This is a genomic window from Mycobacterium sp. SMC-4 (genome assembly GCF_050205565.1).
Lineage (GTDB): Bacteria > Actinomycetota > Actinomycetes > Mycobacteriales > Mycobacteriaceae > Mycobacterium.
The window spans coordinates 379,812-401,364 of the sequence record NZ_JBNMQU010000002.1 but is presented as its reverse complement, the minus strand read 5'-3'; the positions used below and the strand labels follow the sequence as shown (position 1 = coordinate 401,364).

General features: G+C 67.0%; 23 protein-coding genes and 1 tRNA gene. 16 read left to right on the top strand and 8 right to left on the bottom strand.

Annotation, left to right across the window (positions count from 1 at the left end; translation table 11 throughout):
• Positions 1-16 precede the first annotated feature (16 nt).
• The 4 genes from ACQI46_RS06665 (at position 17) to ACQI46_RS06650 (ending at position 3,865) form a co-directional block, all read left to right on the top strand.
• Positions 17-1,534, top strand: a complete 1,518-nt coding sequence (locus ACQI46_RS06665) for a TldD/PmbA family protein (protein WP_427093175.1) — start codon at positions 17-19, stop codon at positions 1,532-1,534.
• Entirely contained in the window at positions 1,531-2,904 is a 1,374-nt protein-coding gene (locus ACQI46_RS06660; RefSeq protein ID WP_427093174.1) for a metallopeptidase TldD-related protein, read from the top strand. Before ACQI46_RS06665 ends, ACQI46_RS06660 begins: the two co-directional genes overlap by 4 nt.
• 7 nt (positions 2,905-2,911) lie before the next feature.
• Positions 2,912-3,754, top strand: coding sequence for a carboxymuconolactone decarboxylase family protein (locus ACQI46_RS06655; protein ID WP_427093173.1), 843 nt, complete (start codon positions 2,912-2,914; stop codon positions 3,752-3,754).
• A 37-nt stretch (positions 3,755-3,791) separates the two neighbouring features.
• A tRNA-Ile gene (locus ACQI46_RS06650) sits at positions 3,792-3,865 on the top strand.
• Between the two features lie 9 nt (positions 3,866-3,874).
• Here the strand turns inward: ACQI46_RS06650 and ACQI46_RS06645 are convergent.
• The gene (locus ACQI46_RS06645) at positions 3,875-4,114 is read right to left on the bottom strand and encodes a hypothetical protein (protein ID WP_427093172.1); all 240 of its coding nucleotides are present in this window, start codon (positions 4,112-4,114) and stop codon (positions 3,875-3,877) included.
• Positions 4,115-4,535: 421 nt separating this feature from the next.
• On the opposite strand from ACQI46_RS06645, the gene ACQI46_RS06640 reads away from it, so the two are divergent.
• Positions 4,536-5,009 (top strand): hypothetical protein, encoded by a 474-nt coding sequence (locus ACQI46_RS06640; protein WP_427093171.1) that lies wholly within the window; start codon positions 4,536-4,538, stop codon positions 5,007-5,009.
• Positions 5,010-5,077: 68 nt separating this feature from the next.
• Here ACQI46_RS06640 and ACQI46_RS06635 read toward each other — a convergent pair whose 3' ends face one another.
• Positions 5,078-5,647, bottom strand: a complete 570-nt coding sequence (locus ACQI46_RS06635) for a DUF2231 domain-containing protein (RefSeq protein WP_427093170.1) — start codon at positions 5,645-5,647, stop codon at positions 5,078-5,080.
• Positions 5,648-5,800: 153 nt separating this feature from the next.
• Here ACQI46_RS06635 and ACQI46_RS06630 point away from each other — a divergent pair, with 153 nt between their 5' ends.
• The 6 genes from ACQI46_RS06630 to ACQI46_RS06605 are packed head-to-tail and all read left to right on the top strand — an operon-like array spanning position 5,801 to position 9,616.
• Positions 5,801-6,244, top strand: a complete 444-nt coding sequence (locus ACQI46_RS06630) for a hypothetical protein (RefSeq protein WP_427093206.1) — start codon at positions 5,801-5,803, stop codon at positions 6,242-6,244.
• 7 nt (positions 6,245-6,251) lie between these two features.
• The gene (locus ACQI46_RS06625) at positions 6,252-6,920 is read left to right on the top strand and encodes an ABC transporter ATP-binding protein (RefSeq protein WP_427093169.1); all 669 of its coding nucleotides are present in this window, start codon (positions 6,252-6,254) and stop codon (positions 6,918-6,920) included.
• On the top strand, positions 6,917-7,687 hold the full coding sequence (locus tag ACQI46_RS06620; RefSeq protein WP_427093168.1) for an ABC transporter permease: 771 nt from the start codon (positions 6,917-6,919) through the stop codon (positions 7,685-7,687). Before ACQI46_RS06625 ends, ACQI46_RS06620 begins: the two co-directional genes overlap by 4 nt.
• 1 nt (position 7,688) lies before the next feature.
• Positions 7,689-8,507: a methyltransferase domain-containing protein gene (locus ACQI46_RS06615; protein ID WP_427093167.1), complete on the top strand. Its 819-nt coding sequence runs from the start codon at positions 7,689-7,691 to the stop codon at positions 8,505-8,507.
• Between the two features lie 41 nt (positions 8,508-8,548).
• Positions 8,549-9,250 (top strand): helix-turn-helix transcriptional regulator, encoded by a 702-nt coding sequence (locus ACQI46_RS06610; protein WP_427093166.1) that lies wholly within the window; start codon positions 8,549-8,551, stop codon positions 9,248-9,250.
• A gap of 18 nt (positions 9,251-9,268) precedes the next feature.
• Entirely contained in the window at positions 9,269-9,616 is a 348-nt protein-coding gene (locus tag ACQI46_RS06605; protein ID WP_427093165.1) for a cupin domain-containing protein, read from the top strand.
• 31 nt (positions 9,617-9,647) lie between these two features.
• Here the strand turns inward: ACQI46_RS06605 and ACQI46_RS06600 are convergent, their stop codons facing one another.
• Positions 9,648-11,294 carry an alkaline phosphatase D family protein gene (locus ACQI46_RS06600; RefSeq protein WP_427093164.1) on the bottom strand — a complete coding sequence of 549 codons (1,647 nt, stop codon included), beginning with the start codon at positions 11,292-11,294 and terminating at the stop codon, positions 9,648-9,650.
• 112 nt (positions 11,295-11,406) lie between these two features.
• Between ACQI46_RS06600 and ACQI46_RS06595 the strand changes: the two genes are divergently transcribed.
• Genes ACQI46_RS06595 through ACQI46_RS06585 form a run of 3 tightly spaced genes read left to right on the top strand, consistent with a single transcriptional unit; the run spans position 11,407 to position 14,888 of the window.
• Positions 11,407-13,905: a M4 family metallopeptidase gene (locus ACQI46_RS06595; protein ID WP_427093163.1), complete on the top strand. Its 2,499-nt coding sequence runs from the start codon at positions 11,407-11,409 to the stop codon at positions 13,903-13,905.
• Positions 13,895-14,572 carry an AzlC family ABC transporter permease gene (locus ACQI46_RS06590; RefSeq protein ID WP_427093162.1) on the top strand — a complete coding sequence of 226 codons (678 nt, stop codon included), beginning with the start codon at positions 13,895-13,897 and terminating at the stop codon, positions 14,570-14,572. The genes ACQI46_RS06595 and ACQI46_RS06590 overlap by 11 nt, the downstream gene beginning before the upstream one ends.
• Positions 14,565-14,888: a branched-chain amino acid transporter permease gene (locus ACQI46_RS06585; protein ID WP_427093161.1), complete on the top strand. Its 324-nt coding sequence runs from the start codon at positions 14,565-14,567 to the stop codon at positions 14,886-14,888. The genes ACQI46_RS06590 and ACQI46_RS06585 overlap by 8 nt, the downstream gene beginning before the upstream one ends.
• Here the strand turns inward: ACQI46_RS06585 and ACQI46_RS06580 are convergent.
• Complete coding sequence (locus ACQI46_RS06580; protein ID WP_427093160.1) at positions 14,861-15,499, bottom strand: TetR/AcrR family transcriptional regulator; 639 nt, start codon at positions 15,497-15,499, stop codon at positions 14,861-14,863. The two genes, ACQI46_RS06585 and ACQI46_RS06580, sit on opposite strands and share 28 nt — an antisense overlap.
• A 70-nt stretch (positions 15,500-15,569) precedes the next feature.
• On the opposite strand from ACQI46_RS06580, the gene ACQI46_RS06575 reads away from it, so the two are divergent.
• Both ACQI46_RS06575 and ACQI46_RS06570 read left to right on the top strand, forming a co-directional pair.
• Positions 15,570-16,604: a Rieske 2Fe-2S domain-containing protein gene (locus ACQI46_RS06575; protein WP_427093159.1), complete on the top strand. Its 1,035-nt coding sequence runs from the start codon at positions 15,570-15,572 to the stop codon at positions 16,602-16,604.
• Complete coding sequence (locus ACQI46_RS06570; protein WP_427093158.1) at positions 16,601-17,674, top strand: dihydrodipicolinate reductase; 1,074 nt, start codon at positions 16,601-16,603, stop codon at positions 17,672-17,674. The genes ACQI46_RS06575 and ACQI46_RS06570 overlap by 4 nt, the downstream gene beginning before the upstream one ends.
• 33 nt (positions 17,675-17,707) lie before the next feature.
• Here the strand turns inward: ACQI46_RS06570 and ACQI46_RS06565 are convergent, their stop codons facing one another.
• From ACQI46_RS06565 to ACQI46_RS06550, 4 genes are read right to left on the bottom strand one after another with little or no spacing between them, the layout of a single operon-like run.
• Positions 17,708-18,463, bottom strand: a complete 756-nt coding sequence (locus ACQI46_RS06565; protein ID WP_427093157.1) for an ABC transporter ATP-binding protein — start codon at positions 18,461-18,463, stop codon at positions 17,708-17,710.
• Positions 18,460-19,485 carry an iron chelate uptake ABC transporter family permease subunit gene (locus ACQI46_RS06560; protein ID WP_427093156.1) on the bottom strand — a complete coding sequence of 342 codons (1,026 nt, stop codon included), beginning with the start codon at positions 19,483-19,485 and terminating at the stop codon, positions 18,460-18,462. The genes ACQI46_RS06565 and ACQI46_RS06560 overlap by 4 nt, the downstream gene beginning before the upstream one ends.
• A 9-nt stretch (positions 19,486-19,494) precedes the next feature.
• The gene (locus tag ACQI46_RS06555) at positions 19,495-20,478 is read right to left on the bottom strand and encodes an ABC transporter permease (RefSeq protein WP_427093155.1); all 984 of its coding nucleotides are present in this window, start codon (positions 20,476-20,478) and stop codon (positions 19,495-19,497) included.
• A 10-nt stretch (positions 20,479-20,488) separates the two neighbouring features.
• Positions 20,489-21,475, bottom strand: a complete 987-nt coding sequence (locus ACQI46_RS06550; protein ID WP_427093154.1) for a siderophore ABC transporter substrate-binding protein — start codon at positions 21,473-21,475, stop codon at positions 20,489-20,491.
• Positions 21,476-21,553 lie beyond the last annotated feature (78 nt).

The following is a 21,553-nucleotide window of genomic DNA, read 5'->3' as shown; positions in this document are numbered from 1 at the left end:
CGTTACGGTGGGGTGCGTGAACGCTTCCCGCGTCGTCGACGCCGATTTCCTGGCTCTGCCGCGCAGTGCACTGGCCGATGCCGCGTTGACCGCGGCCCGCAACGCCGGAGCCGACTACGCCGACATCCGGATCCATGCCCTCACCACCGAGAGCATCCAGCTGCGCGACGGCGCTCTGGAGAATGCGGTCGTCGACTACGAGATCGGCCTGGCGGTGCGGGTGATCGTCGACGGAACGTGGGGATTCGCCTCGCACGCTGAACTCGGTACCGCCGCAGCCGCCGACACCGCCCGCCGCGCGGTGCGTGTGGCCACGACCATGGCGTCGTTGAACACCGAGCGGATCGAGCTGGCCCCGGAACCGGTGTACCGCGACGTCACCTGGGTCTCCGACTACCGCACCGACCCCTTCGCCGTCCCGGGCCGCGACAAGATCGCCGTCCTCGAGGACTATTCGGGACGTCTGCTGGCCTCCGACGGCGTCGACCACGTCTCGGCTTCGGTGCAGGCGGTCAAAGAGCAGACCTACTACGCCGATACCTTCGGGTCCTCGATCACCCAGCAGCGGGTGCGCATTCAACCGACGCTGCAGGCTGTCACGGTGGACGCCGCCGCCGGCACATTCGAGACCATGCGCACGCTGGCGCCCCCGACAGCCCGCGGGTGGGAGGTCGTCGCCGGCGACGACGTGTGGGACTGGAGTACCGAACTGGCGCAGCTGCCGTCGCTGCTCGCCGAGAAGGCCAAGGCGCCCAGCGTTGCCGCGGGCCCCACCGATCTGGTGATCGATCCGAGCAACCTGTGGCTCACGATTCACGAATCCATCGGTCACGCCACCGAGTACGACCGGGCCATCGGGTACGAAGCCGCTTACGCGGGAACGTCGTTCGCCACGCCGGACAAGCTCGGCACCATGCGCTACGGGTCGCCGGTGATGAACGTGACCGCCGACCGCACCGTCGAACACGGCTTGGCCACCATCGGTTTCGACGACGAAGGCGTGCAGGCGCAGAGTTGGGATCTGGTCCGCGACGGCGTGTTTGTCGGTTATCAGCTCGACCGCGTCTTCGCGCCGCGCCTGGGTGTGGCGCGGTCCAACGGTTGTTCGTACGCCGATTCCGCTCACCACGTGCCGATCCAGCGGATGGCCAACGTCTCGTTGCAGCCGGCCCGCGAGGATGTCAGCACCGACGATCTGATCGGGCAGGTCGCCGACGGCATCTACGTGGTCGGGGACAAGAGCTGGTCGATCGACATGCAGCGCTACAACTTCCAGTTCACCGGGCAACGTTTCTACCGCATCCGCGACGGCCGGCTCGACGGCCAGGTGCGCGACGTCGCCTACCAGGCCACCACCACAGACTTCTGGGGTGCACTCGAGGCCGTCGGCGGGCCCTCGACATGGCAGTTGGGCGGTGCGTTCAACTGCGGCAAGGCTCAACCGGGCCAGGTGGCGCCGGTCAGTCACGGGTGCCCGTCGGCGCTGTTCCGTGGCATCAACGTACTCAACACTCGGGAAGAGGGCGGTCGATGATCGGCGCGCAGCAGGTGGTGGACCTCGCGCTGGCCGAAGCTCGCCGACGTGGGGAGGCCGACGAGACCGTCGTGCTGGTCACCGACCGCGTCGATGCGTCGCTGCGGTGGGCCAACAACACGATGACCACCAACGGCGAATCCACCAGCCGGGTCACCACCGTGCTGTCGATCGTGCGACGAGGGGAGACCGCCCACGTCGGATCGGTCCGTTCCAGCAGTGCCGACCCCGCCGTGATCGCGGACCTGGTCGCCGCGTCGCAGCGGGCCGCTGCGGCGGCCACGGCCGCGCGAGACGCCGCTCCGCCGTTGCCTGCAGGGGACCAGCCCGCCGACTGGGATGCCCCCATCCCGCAGACGAGCACCGAGGCGTTTCTCGGTGTGGCCGAGGGATTGGCGCGCGGATTCGGCGGTACTGACACGCTTTTCGGGTACGCACGGCACATCCTGGAGACCACGTTCGTCGCCACGTCGTCCGGTCTGCGACGCCGCTACACCCAGCCCACCGGATCGTTGGAGATCAACGCCAAACGCGATGGGGCCAGCGCGTGGGCCGGGCTGAACACCCCCGATTTCGTTGGGGTGTCGACGGATTCGCTGCTCGACGAGCTCTCGACCCGACTGTCGTGGGCGCAGCGCACCGTCGAGTTGCCGGCCGGGCGGTACGAGACGATCATGCCGCCGTCGACGGTGGCCGACATGATGATCTACCTGTCGTGGACGATGGCTGGCCGTGGCGCGCAGGAGGGTCGCACGGCGTTGTCCGCGCCGGGGGGCGGCACCCGCGTGGGGGAGAAGCTCACGTCGCTGCCGCTGACCATGTACTCCGACCCGACCGCCGCCGGCCTGGAGTGCACGCCCTTCGTTGCGGTCTCGACATCGTCGGACCAGGCCTCGGTGTTCGACAACGGCATGGACATCGGGCGGGTGGACTGGATCCGCGACGGCGTCATCAATGCCCTGGCCTATCCCCGTGCTGCCGCAGCCGAATTCGATGCACCGGTGGCTGTGGGCGCGGAGAACCTGGTGATGACCGGCGGGTCGGTCACCCAGGCCGACATGATCGCCAACACCGAGCGAGGGCTCCTGTTGACCACGTTCTGGTACATGCGCGAGGTCGACCCGTCGGTGCTGCTGTTGACCGGGCTCACCCGTGACGGGGTGTACCTGATCGAGAACGGCGAAGTGACCGCCGCGGTCAACAACTTCCGATTCAACGAGAGCCCGCTGGATCTGCTGCGCCGCGCCACCGAGTCCGGCATCAGCGAGGTCACTCTGCCGCGGGAGTGGGGTGACTGGGCCACCCGCGCGCAGATGCCGACCTTGCGAATTCCGGACTTTCACATGTCGTCGGTCAGTCAGGCGCAATAATCCAGGAGTGACGGATACCGGGTTGCCCGAGCGGCTCGCGCGACTGGTCGCGTTGTCGTCGGGAGATCAGCGAGCGGACACGCTGATCCGCCTGACCTGCGGACGGACGCTGGCGTTGCCGCCGCTGCCGGTGCCTGTCGATGTGGCCGACGAGCTGACCGAGCGTGAGCGGATTCTGGTGGCGTTTGCCGAGCAGTTCTCGGTCGACGTCACCGGCGTCAGCGACAACCAGCGCGCTCGCTTCGTGGCGGCCTTCGGCGACAACGCATTCCGCACGATGGTTGCCATCTTCGTCGCGGACTTCGTCCCGCGGGTCTGGGCCGGTTGCGAAGCGCTGGGAGTCGGCAAGCCGGGCTGGGTTTCCTCGGTGGCGTGGGAGCCCGATACCGACCCGGGGGAGGTGCTGCTGGCGGGCTTCGTCCCCGCCGTGGCCCGGCTGCGGGGACTCGATGCCGTGACCACCGAACTGGTGCGGTTGCGCGGAGCCGAGGCGCACAACTGCCGACTGTGCAAGTCGCTGCGCGAGAGCCATGCACTCGACGCGGGCGGCAGCGAGGAGATGTACCGCCAGATCCGCGACTTCGAGGACGCCGACCGGTTGACCGACGCGCACAAGGCGGCACTGCGCTACGTCGACGCACTGATCTGGTCGCCTTGCCGAATCGACGACGAGGTGGTGGCCGGGATACGTGAGCACTACACCGGCAAGCAGCGGCTGGAGTTGACGCTCGACGTGATGCGCAATGCGGCGAACAAGATCATGGTGGCGCTGGGTGCCGACGCGCCGCGGGTGGCCGAAGGTACCGAGCGCTACGAAGTCGACGAGGCGGGCCAGACCATCTTCGCCTGATCGCCGGTATGCGAACATAGGGGCCGCGCATCGCGCTGGGGCGGTAGCTCAGTCGGTTAGAGCCGTGGACTCATAATCCATTGGTCGCGGGTTCGAGCCCCGCCCGCCCCACTTCACGCCTCACGACTCGCAGGCGATGCCGTTGCCATCACGGTCCAGGTCGTAGATGTCGTTACCGACCACCTGCACCGGCCCCCTCACGTAGGACGGTCCGTTGCCGCTGCCGCCCGCGCAGTCCACGTCGCTGTCGACCGGCACGCAGCCCGAGTAGTTGGGGTCACACGGACCTTGCGCGTTGGCCACCGGGGCCAAGACGAACAGCGCGGTGAGACCAATTAGCAGGCCCGTCAATTTACCCATGGTGGCTAGGCTAGCAAACGCATGACGATCGGTGTCCCGATCGGGATCGGGGACCGTGATGACGGCGATGCCAGACGTGGGAGTCGTTCGGGCGGTCGGGCGCCGACGGCGGCGACGGCGGGCGACAGACCTGGCATCGTGACGCTCGGGCGGACATCGTTTGCCGATCCAAGATCGTTACAGGTCTGATGAAACTTGCAGCAAATTCATGCGTGGCTTGGGCTTGCCGGCCGTTCCCTAGGTTGGTTAACGAAATCTATTGCCGCAGTGGTGTTTAACACTCAAGATCGATGGCCATAGTTCTTCCCGACGGGGGTCAGGCCGTTGAACGTCGACAAGGCGGCAACGGCCACGTGCACACCGCACGTACGGAGGCTGCGTAGCCGGCTGGCCGCAGCTCCGACGACGAAGGAGGTCGATTATGGATATGAAGAAGATCGCCGCAGGTGCCGCGACCGCTGGACTGCTCGGCATGGGTGGGCTCGGCCTCGGTGCCGGGATGGCATTGGCTGATCCGCCGTCGCCGAAGCCGAACCCGGGCAACTCCGACGGCAACGGCAACGGCAACGGCAACGGCAATGGCAATGGCAACGGCGTTCCGGGCCTGCCGCCGAATGTCACCGGGCCCGGCGTCAACGTCGGCGCTCCGGGCAACCCCGCGCCTCCCGGACTGAACTACCTGCCGCCTCCGGGGCATGGTGGTCCGATGCCTCAGGACCGCATTTTCCTGCCCGAGGTTCCGGGTTGGGTGCTGACGCCGGTGACACCGCCGGAGGGTGCTCCGCTGCCGCCCGAGCTGCCTGATTGGGCTGACGGCCTGACCGTCGTCTGGAACCCCGAGCTCAATGCCTGGGGTGTCTGGGACGCCGAAGCCAATCTCTTCGTGCGTCTGTAAACCCAGAAGGAGTCACCGCCCCGCCCTCGTGGCGGGGCGGTGGCGTCGCTGCGGCCCCCGCCGATCAGTCAGGCCGCGCGGCCCAGTCCGTACCGCACCAGATCTCCGCTGTGGTGCGGCGCCTGGAAGCGATGCACGCCGGCACCTTGTGCGTAGGACAGATGGCCACCGAGCGCTCCGCCGACGCTGACGATCAGCAGCGCGATCACCGTCAGCGTGGTCGCGCGCCGGTGATGCTTTTTGCGATGCGCCCGGTAGGCCATCCCGACCAGTACGATCGCCGCGCCGTTGGTCACCGCGTGCAACAGACCCACCCGGCGTTGCTCGCGGTTGAGCAGCGGGAAATCAGCCCAACCCGCCAGCGCGGTCGGCGGCGTTGCGACCAACCCGACGCCGAGTAGTCGGCGTGCGGTCGTGTGATCCCGGAACAACACGTCGAAAAGCAGTGCGGTCATCCAGGACCCCAACGGCAGGAAGATCAGCAGCGGGTGTACCGGGTGGCCGAGCCAGGACCCGCGCAATGCCTTGGCGGCCACGCCGTTTCCGAGTAGCTGGTCAACCGTGTCTGCGGCCCGTTCGGCCGGTTGATCGACCGCGCTGACCTTTTCGGCAGTACGGAGCAACGAGTGGACATTCATGGGGCGCCTCCTCGGTGCCTGAGTTACCCCATCGGCGCCGACTGAATCACCAGACTCGGGTCGGTAAGCCTTGCCTAATCACATGGCCGGTCGTAAATTAGCGGAGAAATTTCCTCTAAATTAGGAGTCCGCTCCATGTCGACTCGTCTGCGCATGCTGGCGGCCGTGTTCGCGGCTGTGCTGACCGCGGGACTGTGCGCCCCGGCGGCCCAGGCGCAAGAAGATTTCGCGATCACCACGGAGGTACCGGCACTGGAGGAACTGGACGCACAGATCCGGCTGCTGGTCGCCACACCGGCGCCCGATCACATCAAGGCCGCCCAACTCGAAGGCGGCAGTCGAGCGGTCGTGGTCCCGAAGATGGTGTACCGCATCGGATTCTTCCGTCCACCAAGGGGTTACAGCCAGGTCACCGGGCCCGAGACCCACGACGGCGATCGGCACACTGCGGTCATCAACGCCCATCGGCAGGGATCTCCGACGATTCAGGTGGTCGCCGAGTGGCGACGCATCGACGGACGGTGGAAGCTGGCCAGCAAGTCGCTGTGCAACGGGATCGCCACGCTCGGATTGCCGATCCCGTGCAACTTCCAGTGAGCTCGCCGTGATCGAGGTATCCCACCTCGACAAGCGCTTCGGGCACCGCGCCGCGCTCGACGACGTCACCGTCACCTTTCCGGCCGGCACCGTCACCGCGCTGCTCGGGCTCAACGGTGCCGGAAAGACAACACTGCTTCGTCTGATCGCCGGGCTCGAACGCCCCGACCGCGGGACGGTCGCGGTGACCGGGAGCCTCGGCGTCCACATCGACCCCGCCGGACTCGATCCGCGACACACCGTCTGGCGTCATCTGGCCTGGCGGGCCGCCTTGTGCGGCCTCCCGAACGATGCCGTGCGCAGCGCACTGGCGGAAGCCGGCATGCTCGCACACCGGAACCGCCGCATCGCCGCGCTGTCGCTCGGAGCGCGCCAACGGCTGGCCATCGCCGGCGCGCTGCTCGGCGACCCGGCCGCCCTGATCTTCGACGAACCGCTCAACGGTCTCGACGTGCCGGCCATTCTCTGGTTCCGAAACCTGTTGCGCCGTCTCGGAAAAGAGGGCAAAGCGGTTGTCGTGGCCACTCACCTGCTCAGCGAGGTGGTGCAGACCGCCGACCGCGCGACCATCCTGGTCGACGGTCATGTTGACGTCTCGGGCCCGCTGAGTGACCTCGTCCCTGACGGCACCGACCGCCAGCACTGGCTCGAACAAACCCTGGTCGGTGCCGCATGATGCCCGCAACGGTGCGCAGCGCGCACGCCGAACTGATCAGAACCGGCGGCCCGAGTCGGCTGTGGGTTGCGCTGATCCCGACCGCGGTCCTCCTGCCAATCCTCATCACCCTCGGAATCGCCGCCGTCGCCGAACGTTTCGCGCGCATCCCCGGACAGATCTCGGTGTTGGCCGTCTCGACGTCCAACAGCGCCTACTGGGTCATCACGATCACCATGGTCCTCGTCGCCGTGGCGGCCGCGGACGGCCAGTCGGCCGACGGCCGGTACCGCACCGGTGACTACGTCCGTCTGGCCATACCGCGACGATCACCAGTCCTGTTGGGCCGCTGGGTATTTTACGGAATCCTCGGCGCGATCGTCAGCGTCGTCACCCTGATCATCGTCCTGGCCGTCTTGCCGATGGTCTCCCCGCTGGTGTACGGCACGGTGTCGCTGACCGACACGGTCGGGGGGCGTCTGCTGTGGACCGTGCCGCTGTACGCCTTCTTCGCCGCGGGCGCCGGAATCGGTGTCGGGGCACTGATCCCGAATCCGGTCGGAGCGACCGCGGCGGTGCTGCTGTGGGCGTTCGTCGCCGAGACGGCCGCCGGCTATCTGCCGCACGGCGCATCGCTGCAGCGCTACCTGCCGGTGTTCAACGCGGTGTACGCCACCGGACAGGACATCGCGCTACAACCACCCTGGAGCCCGAACGGTGCGCTGATCTATGCCTGCGCGTTGTTCACCGCGCCGCTGTCGGCTGCGGTACTGATGAGGAGGAATTGACATGACTGCACACCAACTTCCGTTGGCCAACCGGTCGATGGCCGACCTGCCGGGGCACTGGCTGTTGGCTCGGCTCGGCAAGCGGGTGCTGCGCCCCGGCGGTTTGGAACTGACCACTCGCCTGTTGGCGTCAGCGCGCATCAACGGCGCCGACGTCGTCGAATTGGGCCCCGGCCTGGGGCGGACCGCTAAGGACATCGTCGCGCTGCATCCGCGCAACTACGTCGGCGTCGACGACACCGCCGCGGCGACCGAGGCGGTGCGTTCGGTTGTCGCCCCGGTCGACGGCACCGTCGTGGTCGCCGACGCCGCCCAGACCGGCCTGCCCGACAACAGCGCCGACGTCGTGGTCGGCGAAGCCATGCTGACCATGCAGGGCGACAAGAACAAGCGCGCCATCGTCGAGGAAGCGTTCCGGGTACTGCGTCCCGGCGGCCGCTACGCCATCCACGAGCTCGGCCTCAAGCCCGACACCATCTCCGGGGACATCAAAGACGACATCCGCAAGAACCTCGCCCGCTCGATCAAAGTCAATGCCCGGCCGCTGACCGGCGCCGAATGGACGCAGTTGCTCACCGAGGCCGGATTCGAGATCGCGAGCGTCGACTACGCGGACATGGCACTGCTCAATCCCAAGCGCGTTGTCGCCGACGAGGGCTTCTTGGGCGCCCTCAAGATCGTCGGCAACATCATCCGCCATCCCGCGGCGCGCAAACGCGTTGTGGGCATGCGGCGGGTGTTCCAGCGCCACCGCAAGTCGCTGACCGCGATCGCAGTGGTCGGCGTCGTCCCGCAGACCACCGATAGAGTGACAGGGTGACGCGCGAGCGTCGTCTTCCGTCGACGGGTCGAGGGGGTTGAGTGCAGCTTCACCGCACCGAGTCCTCGACTGCCGACCGTGACCGCACTGCCGGCCAGCAACGGCAACGGGTGCTGACGCTGCTGCGACAGTCCGACAGCCCGCTCGACGCCCACGGTGTGGCCGAATCGCTCGGCATCCACATCACCACCGCGCGCTTCCACCTGAGCGCTCTCGAAGACCGAGGACTGATCCGGCGCAGCGCGCACCGGCGCGGGCCGGGCGCCGGACGGCCGCGGGTCACCTACGAGGTGGTGCCGCGTCTGGACTACGCCGACATCGTCGCGCTGTTCGCCCAGCATCTGGGTGGGTCCGCCGAAGAGCGCGAGGCCCGGTCGCTGCGGATCGGCGCCGACCTCGCCCACCGCGTCCGTCTGGCTCGTCCGCGAAGTGAATCGACGGTCACCGACCTGGTGGTGGCCACGCTCGACGAACTCGGCTTCCAGGTCAGCTCGGTCCTGAACTCGTTTGGCGAGGTGATGATCGAGATCTGCACCTGCCCGTTGGCCGACATCGCGACGACGGCGCCCGAAGTGGTTCGAGGCATCCAACAAGGCCTCATCCAGGAAGTCATCGACATCAATGCAGACGCGCTCGGGAAGAACCATCGAGTCCAGGTGAAGCCTGATCCGCGTGGAGGAGCCTGCCAGGTCAGCCTCCTGGTGACGCCGGTGAAGACGCCGGCGGTAAGCGAACGACGATGAAGGACGGTGAAACGACACGTGGATGTCATCTCTCTGAACGAGCTCGCTGACAAGCAACTGGAAGAGGCGCGCAACGCCAACTCGGGCCGCTCCGGCCATACGGTGTTCGGCGGGCACGAGCACGCGCTGCGTCAGACCCTGCTCGCGCTGGCCGAAGGTCACGGGCTCGACGAGCACGAAAGTCCCGGCGAGGCAACGCTTCAGGTGCTGCGCGGACGAGTCCGACTGCAAGCGCAGGAGGGCTCGGTCGAGCTGTCCGCAGGGGAGTACGTGCTGATTCCGAGGGAACGCCACAGCCTGGCCACTCTCGAGGACTCCGTCGTCCTGCTGACGGTCGCCGTCGGGACGCGCGAAGCCACCGGCTAATCGAACGGCACCTTCCGGGGGCGTCGCTCAGCTACTGGCGAGCGCGCCGACCGGGAGGTTCGGTGAGCTCCACTTTCGCCACGGTGGCCAGCTCGCCGTTGTCGCGCGGCTGCTCGAACCAGACCTCGGCGTCACGCCCGTCCATGGACAGCGTGGCGATGGTGTTGCCGAACAACGGCCCGCTGAGGTTGCGCCACGACATCGGCAGCGGCGCCGACCCGCGGCGGCGCGCCCAGCGCCGGCTGACCCGAGCCAGCCGCGGCGACCAGCCCAGACGGAACACCGGCCGGACGAACAGCGGTACATAGTTGTGCACCGGTGAGCACACCAATTGATGCACCCGGGCATCAGTCCCGCCGGTGAAGTCGGCGCGCGCGGCGTAGCTGTGGTGTACGTCGCCGGACAACACCGACACCGTCGCCGGTCCGTCCGTCGGTTGGGTGGCGGCTTGTCTGATCACTTCACTGAGCCGCAGGAACGACTTCATGAACGCGGGCCAATGCTCGAAATCCGCTGCCTGACGGATTTGTTCGGCCAACTTTCCGCGCCATCCCGGCTGGTCGGCGGAGATCTCGTTGGCGGTCTGCATGTCACCGATCAGCGGCGGCAACAACCACGGCAGAGACGACCCGATCACCACATGGTCCACGCTGTCGAGGCATCCGGCGACCTGGTCCTCGAACCACTCGAACTCACGGTCGCCGAGCATCTTGCGTTCGCCGCTGTCGAGGATCCGGGCGTTGCGGGAGTCGACCATGATCAAGCGACTGCGGCCCATGTCCCAGCGGAAACTGAACCGCAGACCCTTTTCGCCGTCGACCTCGCTGTCGGCACGATCGGCGAGTTCGACCAGGAGGTCCCAGCAGTCCCCGTCGGTGGCGAGCACCTTGCGATAGTCCTCGTCGGCGGCCAACGATTCGCAGCTCAAGTTGCCCAGGTGCTGGTAGACCCAATAGGAGGCCAACCCGGCGCGGATCCGGTCACGCCACCACGGCTTGGTGTTCACCTCGGCCCGCCACGCTGCCGAGGTGTTCCAGTCGTCACGGATGTCGTGGTCGTCGAAGATCATCGCCGTCGGGATCGTCGACATGATCCAGCGGATCTCCGGGTCGCCCCAGGTATGCCGGTAGAGCCCCTCGTACTCGTCGAACGAGACGACCTCGTCGGGGGGCCGACGCCGGTTCCGGCGCCGTCCGGCCAGACGACGACGGGCCTCGGGTGTCAGTTCGTCGGCGTACACCTGATCGCCCAGTAGTAAGAGTGCGTCGGGCCACTCTTCGACGGGCATGGTGTTGAGCCGGGTGGCATAGCAGTCCAGTGCGTCGAGTCCGAGTTTCTTGTCCAGCGACGCGTCGCCGGTCTTCGGATAGCGGCACGATCCGAAGACCATCCGCAGACGGTGTCCGCACTTGGGGCCACGGGTTTTGATCACGCTCGGCGGGAACTCTGAATCCTTTTCCGGCCAACATGTTTCACCGTCGACGGAGACCTCATACGGGGTGACGGAATCCGGGGTCAGCCCGGTCACCGGGACGAGCGCGTAGTGGTGGCCTTGCACCTCGAACGTGCGCGCCGAGCAGCCCAGCACAGTGACCTCGGCCGGCGCATCCGTCTGCACCCACACCGAGGCGGTGGTATCGCTCACGTGGCGCAGGACGGGGCCGAGCAGCAGTGGCACCGGTCCAGAGTAGCCGCTTCCTGGGATTGCAATCCCTCGGGTAAATTCCCTTGCTACGGTCGGTCTTCACGACTGCCGCGGGCGAATCGGGGGGTCAATGGTGACCAGCGGTGTGCAAAAGCCAGGCGACCCGTGGCGGGTTCTGGGCGTCGGGCTGGTCGCGGCCGGTATCGGGGTGGGCATCGTCGCAGGAGCACCTGCCGCCGTCGCCTCACCGTCAGAATCTTCAGATTCCCAGGGATCGTCGGACTCATCGGCGAGCCAGGGCCCGTCCGGCAAGAGCGCACCGCGCGCCGAGCGCCGCACCGCCACCGACGGGACACGTACAACCGAGCGCCGGCGGTCTGCGCGTGCGGCCGACCCGTACACCCGCGACGAGAAACCGGCACGTTCGACCGTACGAGAACCGCGGGCCGAGATCCCCGAGGTGACCGAGACGCTCGAGGCGGACGCCGCGGAGCCGGACCCGATAGCGACCCGCGTCACCGAAACCGAATCCGGCGAGGCGACTTCGTCGGCCAAAGCAGTTACCCCCGTGACCCTGCGCAGCGTGGTCGCCCAACGTCCCGTCACCGTCGCCGACGTCGTCACCGACACCCTGACGTGGGTCGGCCTCCGCGGAATCGCCGACGACCTACCGCTGCCGGCGGCGCCGGTGTCCTCGCTGCTGGAGTCGCTGTGGCTGGGCGTGCGGCAGAGCCAGTACACCTGGAACAATCAACGCCCCCGCGCTGACGTCACCATGTCCGGCCCCGGCCCCGACGGTGACATCACCGGCAACTTCAATGCCGTCGACTACGACGACGTCGCGCTCACCTACGCACTCCGCACCGGACCCGCGCACGGCACCGTGGCGTTGGACCGCGCCGGCGGCTTCGTCTACACCCCGGACGGCTCCGGACGTGCCGACACCTTCACCGTGACCGTCGACGACACCGTCGGCAACCCTTTCCACGTTCACGGACTCCTCGGTCTCCTGGGTCTGGGCGGCCCGACCCGGGTGGTAGTGACCATCGCCGCAACCGCCGCGCGCGCGGGCGGGGATGACGACGTCGCCATCGTCACCGACGACCAGGGCAGGATCAGAGCCGTCGACGGACGCTTCACCGACCGCCGGGTGAACACCACCGCCGACGCAGCCGAGGTGCTCAACGCCATGGCCGTGACATTGGGCATCGCGGAGAACTTCGCCCGGGCGTCGGGGATCACCGTCGGCACCGTCGGAAAAGGATCCTCGACCGAGATCACCTACCGCTTCACCGAATCCATCGGCGGCGTCGAGGTGCTCGGCAGTCAGGTGATTTTGGTGACCGACCTCACCGGCGTCGTGACCGGTCTGTTCAACAACTACCGCGGCGTGGGGCAGAGCTTCGACGTCACACCGGACGCGACGCTCGACGAGATCGACGAGGTGCGGCGGTTCGCGCGCGGCATCTTCCCCGAAACCTCGCTGCACACCGCCGAACTCGTCGTCTATGCGCTCGACGACCGGGATCCCCGGCTGGCGTGGCGGGTGATCGTCGAACGGCCGGAGACCGGGGAGCCGGCGCCGTCGGGGGAGACGCTGGTGTTCCACGCCGACGGCCCGTACGTCGGCGAGGTCATCGTCACGAGCGCCGGCGCTTCGGCCTACACGGTGACCGGATATGCCCGGGACTGGCTCGGCGACTACCGTGAGATCACCACCGAGACACGTGAGGTCTCCTGGCTGCGAATCCGCGAAATGTACGACGCCGCACGCAACATCGCGACCTATCGGACGTCCTACCCACTGTTCGGGCGCCTCGGTCCGGTGCTGCCGGGCCGGGTGATCAAGCGCGGTTGGTTCGGATGGGACCGGGCCGCGGTGTCTGCCCACGCCAACGCTGCCGCAGTCTACGACTTCTTCGCCACCGTGCTCGGCCGCGATTCCTTCGACGACCGCGGTGCGCTCATTGAGGTCAGCATCCGGTACTCGCCGGCGCGCTCGGCCGCCTACGCCAACGCGTTCTGGGACCCGATTCGCCGGCAGTTCGTGTTCGGCAACGGTGGGTACCTGCAGGCCGCCCTCGACGTCGTCGGACACGAATTCACCCATGCTGTGGTGACTTCCGTGGTCGGCGGCGGTCTGCCGGTACTTGACCATGCGGAGTCCGGAGCGCTCAACGAAGCGTATGCGGACATCCTCGGGATGCTCATTGAAGGCAAGCAGGGCCGGGATCGTTGGCTCATCGGTGAGGACTCTGAGCTCGGCGCGATCCGCGACCTGGCCGATCCGGGGTCGATGAGCACGTCGCTGGGGCCCTACCGCGCCCACTACGCGGACCGGTACGACCTGCCCGGCGACGACCATGGAGAACATCTCAACAGCACGATCTTCAGCCACGCCGCCTACCGGATGATGACCGATCCCGCCACAGCCGCTGTGACCGATGACATGTGGGCGACGCTGTTCTATCAATCGTTGTCGAAGCTCGGTGCGGCGGCGATGTTCGTCGACGGTCGTGCCGCCGTGGTCAACACCGCCGCGCAGGTACTGAAATGGACCCCCGCGCAGGTCGCCGCCATCGAAAAGGCCTTCGACGACGTCGGAATCCGCACCGGCAAGACATCTTTGACCGTTGCCGCCTGACCGGTCGGTGCGCCGGGTTCTGGCGCTGACGGCGCCGGTCGGTTTGGCGTTCATTCCGCTCGGCGTCGCACTGGGGTTGCTGGTCGTGCATGCGGGGCTGGCGTGGTGGTGGGCGCCGGTGTTCGCCGCGGTCATCTACGCCGGGTCACTGGAATTCTTGATGGTGCACCTGGCGGCCTCGGCGGCGCCGTTCGCCACGGTCGCGCTGACGACGCTGATCGTCAACTCGCGCCATGTGTTCTATGCGCTGTCCTTCCCGCTGCATCGCGTCGACGGGTTACCCGCCAAGCTGTACAGCACCTACACGCTGTCCGACGAGGCCTACGCGGTTGGAGTCAGTCCCGCGGCGCAGACGTGGGCGCGTCGGCAGATCCTGTTGATGCAGGCGGCATTACACGCCCTGTGGGTGACGGGAGCGACGCTGGGCGGACTGGTCGGCGCGGCGCTGCCGATCGAGCGGCTCGTCGGACTCGACTTCGCGCTGACCGCGCTGTTCGTCGTGCTGGCCATCGACGCGTACCGGCAGCGTCCCGATCCCATGACCGCCGCGCTGGCAGGGGCCATCGCGGTATTGGCGTGGGTGTTGGTTCCCGGGCAGATGCTCATCGCGGCGTTCGCCGCGTTCGCGGTGGTGCTGCTGGTTCGAATGCGGACCCGGCATGCCTGACAACGCCTACGTCGCGCTGCTCGTGGTGATCAGCGCGGCGGTGACCTGGGCGCTGCGCGCGCTGCCGTTCGCCGTGCTGGCGCCACTGCGGCAGAGCCGGCTGGTCACCTATCTCGGCGTGCACATGCCGGTGGGCGTCATGCTCATCCTGGCGATCTACACGCTGCGCACGGTCGCCGGAGAGACCGTTCAACAACGCGGGTATCTGCTGCTCGCGGTCGTGGTCACCGCCGGTCTGCATCTGTGGCGGCGCAATGCCGTGCTGAGCATCGTGGCCGGAACCACGTGCTACGTGTCGCTGATGTCGCTGCTCTGAAGGTAGGCCACCAGCGCGTTGGTCAGACCCCGGCGCGCGACGTCGAGGTCGGCGTAGGAGCCCAACTGCCGTTCCGACGCCAGCCCACGCATGGCACCCGGGATCAGCGCAGCCACTTCGCGGACGCGTTCGGAGTCGACCTCGAGGCCGGCGAACGCGTTGCGGCAAGTCTGCAACCACGACTGGCCCCACGAGTAGAGCTCGGCGGCGGTCTGCGGGTACAACCGCTCGAGTTCCTCGGGCTCGCGCGGCAGCGCGGCGCGCAGATTCTCGATGGCACGCGAATCCGGCGCTGACAGGCCGTGATACAGCGTTTCGATGATTCCGGCGACACGATCCCGCAGCGGTGCATGGGTATCGACGTCGCTGAACAGGTCGGCGCGGCGCTGTGCTGTCAGGTGGAGCACGGCCGCCCAGAAACCGTCGGCGTCGCCGAACTGATACTGCACCGCGCCCCAGGTGGCACCGATGTCCTTGGCGATCCGGTTCGCCGACACCGAGGCAGGATCGCCCGAAGCCAGTGCGGTGAGCGCCGCCTGCAGCATGTTGGCGCGGGTGGCCTGGCCACGCCGGTTCGGACGTCGAACCCGCACGGGGGACACGTCGGTCATGGCGAACAGCGTACCGAAAGTTTCGTAGAACCCACTATGTTTCTGTGGTCGACTGACCTATCATCCGTGCATGGCCAAGCCGCCCCTGTCGATGAAGCCGACCGGCTGGTTCCAGGTCGCGTGGTCCGACGAGATCGCGGTCGGTGACGTGCACACCATGAAGTACTTCGACCAGGAGATGATCGCCTGGCGTGCGGAGTCCGGACAGCTGACCGTGATGAATGCGTACTGCGAGCACCTCGGAGCCCATCTGGGATTCGGTGGCGTGGTCGAAGGCGAAGTCCTGCAATGCCCTTTCCATGGGTGGCAGTGGAGTCAGCAGGGCCGCAACGTCTGCATACCGTACGAGGACCGACCCAACCGGGGCCGGCGCATCAAGACCTACCCGGTGGTCGAACGCAACGAGTCGATCTACATCTGGCACGACATCGAAGACCGCGCACCGTTCTTCGACGCCCCGGACATCTTCGCCGACTTCGGTGACGGCAGGACTCTCGACGACTACTACCCGCAGCAGCGACTCTTTCGGCAGGGTCTCGAGATGCACCCGCAGTACGTACTCGAAAACGGAGTGGACTTCGCCCATTTCAAGTACGTGCACGACACCCCGATCGTCCCGAAGTTCACCCGCCACGACTTCGACGGCCCGGTGTCCTACGTCGACTTCACGATCACCTTCGAAGGCGACGAGGGACAAACCATCGACGACGTCCGCAGCGGCGTCGAAGCCATCAACGGCGGACTGGGAATCGCCGTCACCAAGAGCTGGGGGATGATCGACAACCGCACGATCTCGGCGATCACCCCCGTCGACGATTCCACCTCCGACGTGCGGTTCATGGTCTACATCGGCCGACCCGAAACCGACGTGCGCGACCCGGCGCGCGCGCAAGCCAAAGCCACCGAGTTCGGCGCCGAGGTGATCCGCCAGTTCAGCCAGGACATCCACATCTGGGCGCACCAGCGGTACTCCGACCCGCCCGCGCTGGCCGGCTCCGAAGTCGAAGGGTTCACCGCGATCCGCAAGTGGGCCATGAAGTTCTATCCCGATGGAAAGGGCGGCAGCGCCGCCGAATTGGCCGCCCGCAGAAAGGCAACCTCATGACGATCAAGGTGTTTCAGGTCGCGACCGGCAACGTCGGCACCGAGATGATCAAGCGCATCGCCAGCCACCCCGACCTCGAGCTCATCGGCGTGCACTGCTACTCGCCCGAGAAGATCGGCAAGGATGTCGGGGAACTCGCCGGGCTGGCGCCGATCGGCGTGACCGCCACCGGCACCGTCGAGGAGGTCATCGCCGCCAAGCCGGACGTGCTGACCTTCCACGGGGTGTTCCCCGACGAGGACCTCTATGTGCAGATCCTCGAGGCCGGAATCGACATCGTGACCACCGCGGACTGGATCACCGGCTGGCACCGCGACCGCAACCACCCCCACCACTCCGGCAAGCCGGTGACGCAGTTGCTCCAGGAAGCCTGCGAGAAAGGCGGATCCACGTTCTACGGCACCGGGATGAACCCGGGACTGAACCAGATCCTCGGGGTGGTCTGCTCGGCCGACGTCGCCGAGATCGAGAACGTCACCACCATCGAGTCGGTCGACGTGTCCTGCCACCACTCCAGAGACACCTGGATCGAGGTCGGCTACGGCCAACCGGTCGACGATCCCGAGATTCCCGGCAAGTTGGAGAAGTACACCCGGGTGTTCGCCGACAGCGTGCTGTTGATGGCCGACTGCTTCGGGCTCGAACTCGATGAAGTGAAGTTCTCCTACGAACTGGGCGCGTGCACCAAGGACGTCGACCTTGGTTGGTACCAGCTGCCGAAGGGGTCCCTGGGCGGCAACTACATCAAGTACCAGGGCATGGTCGACGGAATCCCGCGCGTGGAAACACATCTGGAGTGGCAGATGACCCCGCACACCGACCCGAGCTGGGACATCAAGGGCTGCTACATCACCCACATCAAGGGCGACCCGAACATCTACAACAAGCACATGATCTTCCCCAAGCCCGGCGTCGACCTGTCCGACCCGGCCGCGTTCGCCTCGATCGGCATGACGGTCACCGGTCTGCCGGCGCTCAACGCGATCCGCTCCGTGGTGGCCGCGCCGCCGGGAATCATCACCAGCGCCGACCTGCCGCTGCGCGGCTTCGCCGGACGGTTCAAGCTCTAGTCGAAGCCCTCAGCACGCTGGTTCACGAATTCTCTAGTAGTAGACGGCGAGTCGGCCGCGCGGTCCATCGATCACCGAGACCGGGGTGTCGAAGACGCGGGTGAGCACGTCGTCGACCATGATCTCCGACGGCGGACCGAACTCGACGATCCGCCCGTCTTTCACCGCGCAGATCTGATCGGCGTAGTGGCCGGCGAAGTTGATGTCGTGCAGGACGATCACCACGGTGCGCCCCAGGTCGTCGGCGGCGCGCTTGAGGTGCTGCATCATCTGCACCGAATGCCGCATGTCGAGGTTGTTGAGCGGCTCGTCGAGCAACAGGTATTCGGTGTCCTGGGCGAGCACCATCGCCACATAGGCGCGCTGGCGCTGGCCACCGGAAAGCTGGTCGAGGTAACGGCTTTCGAGCTCCTGCAGGTGCAGGAAGTCGATCGCGTCGCTGATGATCTGCTCGTCGGCCGCCGTCAACCGGCCGCGCGAGTACGGGAACCGGCCGAACCCGACCAGCTGCCGCACCGTCAACCGCGTAATGAAGTGGTTCTCCTGACGCAGGATCGACACGATCTTGGCGAGGTCTTTCGACGCGGTGCTCGCCACGTCGTACCCCGCGATCTCGATGGCGCCGGCATCCATGCCCTGCAGGCGCCCGATCATCGTCAGCAGCGTCGACTTGCCGGCCCCGTTGGGTCCGACCAGGGCGGTGATTCCGCCGGCCGGGATCGCCAGATCGACGGGGCCGATCGCGACATCGGAGTCGTAGCGCTTGACCACGTTGCTGAGCTTGATCACAGGACACCCTTGCGGAGAATGACGTAGAGGAAGACCGACCCGCCGACGAGTTCGATGATGATCGACACGGCGCCCTCGGCGTAGAACACGTTGCGCATGACGAAGTAGGCGCCGCTGAGCACCACGAAGCCGAGCAGTGCGGAGACCGGGAAGAGGTAGCGATGGTCGTAGGTGTCGGCGAGCTGATACCCCAGCGTCGCGACGAGGAAGCCGAGGAAGACCATCGGCCCGACCAGGGCGGTCGAGACGGCCATGAGCACCGACACCAAAAACAGCACGCGCATGATCTCGAAGCGGTGGTCGAGTCCGAGGTTGCGGCTGACGTCCGGCCCGAGCGCGATGACGTTGAGCCGCCGCGCATTGGCCAGAAGGAGAAGTCCCGCGGTCAGGCAGAGCGGAATCGCCACGGGCAGGTAGCCGGCCTCGGCGTTGGCCACCGACCCGAACAATCGCGCTGACAGGACGTCGAATTCGCTCGGCTCGAGCAGCCGCTGCATGAACGCCGACACCGAACCCAGGCCGCCGCCGATGACGATGCCGACGAGCAGCATGACCTGCAGGTTGCCGTACCGACCCGACAGCAGCCATCCGTACAGCGCCACCGCCAGGGCGACCATCAGCGCCACCTGCAGAACGAACTGCGGAAGGCCTTGCACAGCAACGACTCCGGCCACCCCCAGGAAGAACACCGCCGAGGTCTGCACGGCGACGTAGAGCGACTCGAACCCCATGATCGACGGTGTGATGATGCGGTTGTTGGTCGCCGTCTGGAAGCTGACCGTGGCGACGGCCTGGCAGAAGGCGACCACCGCCATCACCACGACGCTGGTGAGCCGCAGCTCGGCGATGCGCCAGAAGCCCTGGGAGCCAACCGGCATCGGGTTGTCCCACACCAACAACCCGACCGCGAATCCGACGGCCAGCAGGACCAGTATCGACACGGTCACCCAGTACCGGTGGGCGGCGCGCCGCGTCGGGAACGGCCCTGCGGTCCGCTGGGCCGGCGCGGGTGTCGCAGTCATGGCGTCACCTCACCCGCGCCGACGCTGGCGTAGCAGGAGCGCGACGAAGACGACCGAACCGACGATCCCGAGGATCAGCGACACCGGCACCTCGAACGGCATGATGATCGTGCGCCCGATGAGGTCGCACACTGTGACGATCGCGATGCCGAGCAGGCACACCCAGGGCAGGTTGCTGCGCAGGTCGTCACCGCGGAACATCGACACGATGTTGGGCACGATCAGCCCGAGGAACGGCAGGTTGCCGACGACGACCGTGACCACACCGGTCGCGACAGCGATGAGCGCCGTGCCGAACAGGATCATGCGGTTGTAGTTCAGGCCGACGTTGGTGGAGATCTCCTCGCCGAGACCGGCGACGGTGAACCGGTCGGCGGTGACGAACACCGCGACGACGACGACCGCGACGATCCACAGCACCTCGTACTGGCCGCGCAGGATCGACGTGAAACTCCCGGCGAACCAGATACCGAGGCTCTGCAGCATGTCGGTCTGCAGAGCGAAGAACGTCGACACCGCCCCGACGACGGCGCCGAGCATGATCCCGACGATCGGCACGATCAGCGACGAACGCAACGACACGCGACGCAGGAACGCGAAGAACACCATCGTGCCGACGAAAGCCGCGAGCACCGCACCGACCATGCGGGCGGCGATGCCGGCGCCGGGCATCAGGACCATCACGGTCAGCAGGCCCAGGCCGGCCCACTCGGTGGTGCCCGTCGTGGTCGGCTCGACGAAGCGGTTCTGCGTCAGCAACTGCATCACCAGGCCGCACATGGCCATCGCCGCGCCCGACAGGACGAGTGCGACCGTGCGCGGTATCCGGGTGATCGCGAACATCTCGCTGCCGCCTTCGCCGCCGAACACGTCGTAGACGCCGGTGAACAACGACGCCACAACCAGGACGCCGACACCCAGCACACCGAGCAGCAGGCGCCAACTGAACAACCGACCCTTCGCCCGGCCTCGCGCGATCCCGGTGGTGGTCATCCGATGGTGCTCAGTTGCGCGCTTCGAACGCGTCGGCCAGCGCGTTGAGGAACTCCGTGTAGGTCTGGATGCTCTCGTTGGTGTACGTGTCCGCCGGCATGTAGACGACGTCGCCGTTCTTGACCGCGTCGACGTTTCTCAGGGCCTCGGATCCGTCGATGATCTCGTTGCCCGGCCGGTACGCCGGGTCGTCGACGTTGATGGCGGCGTCGCGGTCCATCGCCAGGATCCAGTCCGGATTGGAGTCGGCGATCGCCTCCACCGAGATGTCGTCACCCTGGTGGTTCTGCGAACCGTCGGGCAGTTCGAGGGCCGGGGTGAGGCCGAGAATGTCGAACAGCGGGCCGAGGGTGCGTCCGGCTCCCGGTGCGACATAACCGATCTGGCTGCCCGAGGTGATGACGGCCATCACCGTGTCGGCGGGGTCGTAGGCGGCCTTGACCCGTGCGACCGCCGCGTCGAGGTCGGCGTTGAGCTGTTCGGCCGCGTCTTGTTTGCCGAAGATCTCACCGAGCACAGTGGTCTGCCGTTTGAGTTCGGCGTCGAGCGGTTGGCCCGGCCGCGGGTCGAGCTCGAGGACCACCGCCTCGGGTGCGAGGCGGACGAAGTCGTCGTGGTAGCTGGCGAAGCGGCCGCCGTTGACGATCAGATCGGGCTGCACCGCGACGACCGCCTCGAGGTCGGGTTCGCGGTGATTGCCCAGATCGACGATCGACTCGTCGTCGACGTACCCGATGGTGCTCGGCATGAGCGCCACGGCGGCGGCGCTGAGCTCGACGCCCCAGGAGTCGAGTGTCTCGAAGGTGCGGTTGTCGGTGGCGACGACCGAGCGCGGCGGTGTGGCGACGGTGTGCCTGCCGAGGTTGTCCTCGACCTGCACCGTCGACGAGCCCTCGGCCCCTTCGGCCGCATCGTCCGAGGGCGTCGAACCGCATGCGGCCAGGGTCAGTGCCAGCCCCGCGAGGGTCGCGACGGCGCGGTTGCGGGTTGATCTCATGGAAATCCTCTTCGTTCGGAGTCGACCAGAGAAGCCACCCTGGCAGACCCGACCAAGGCTACCCTTACTCGCTCGATG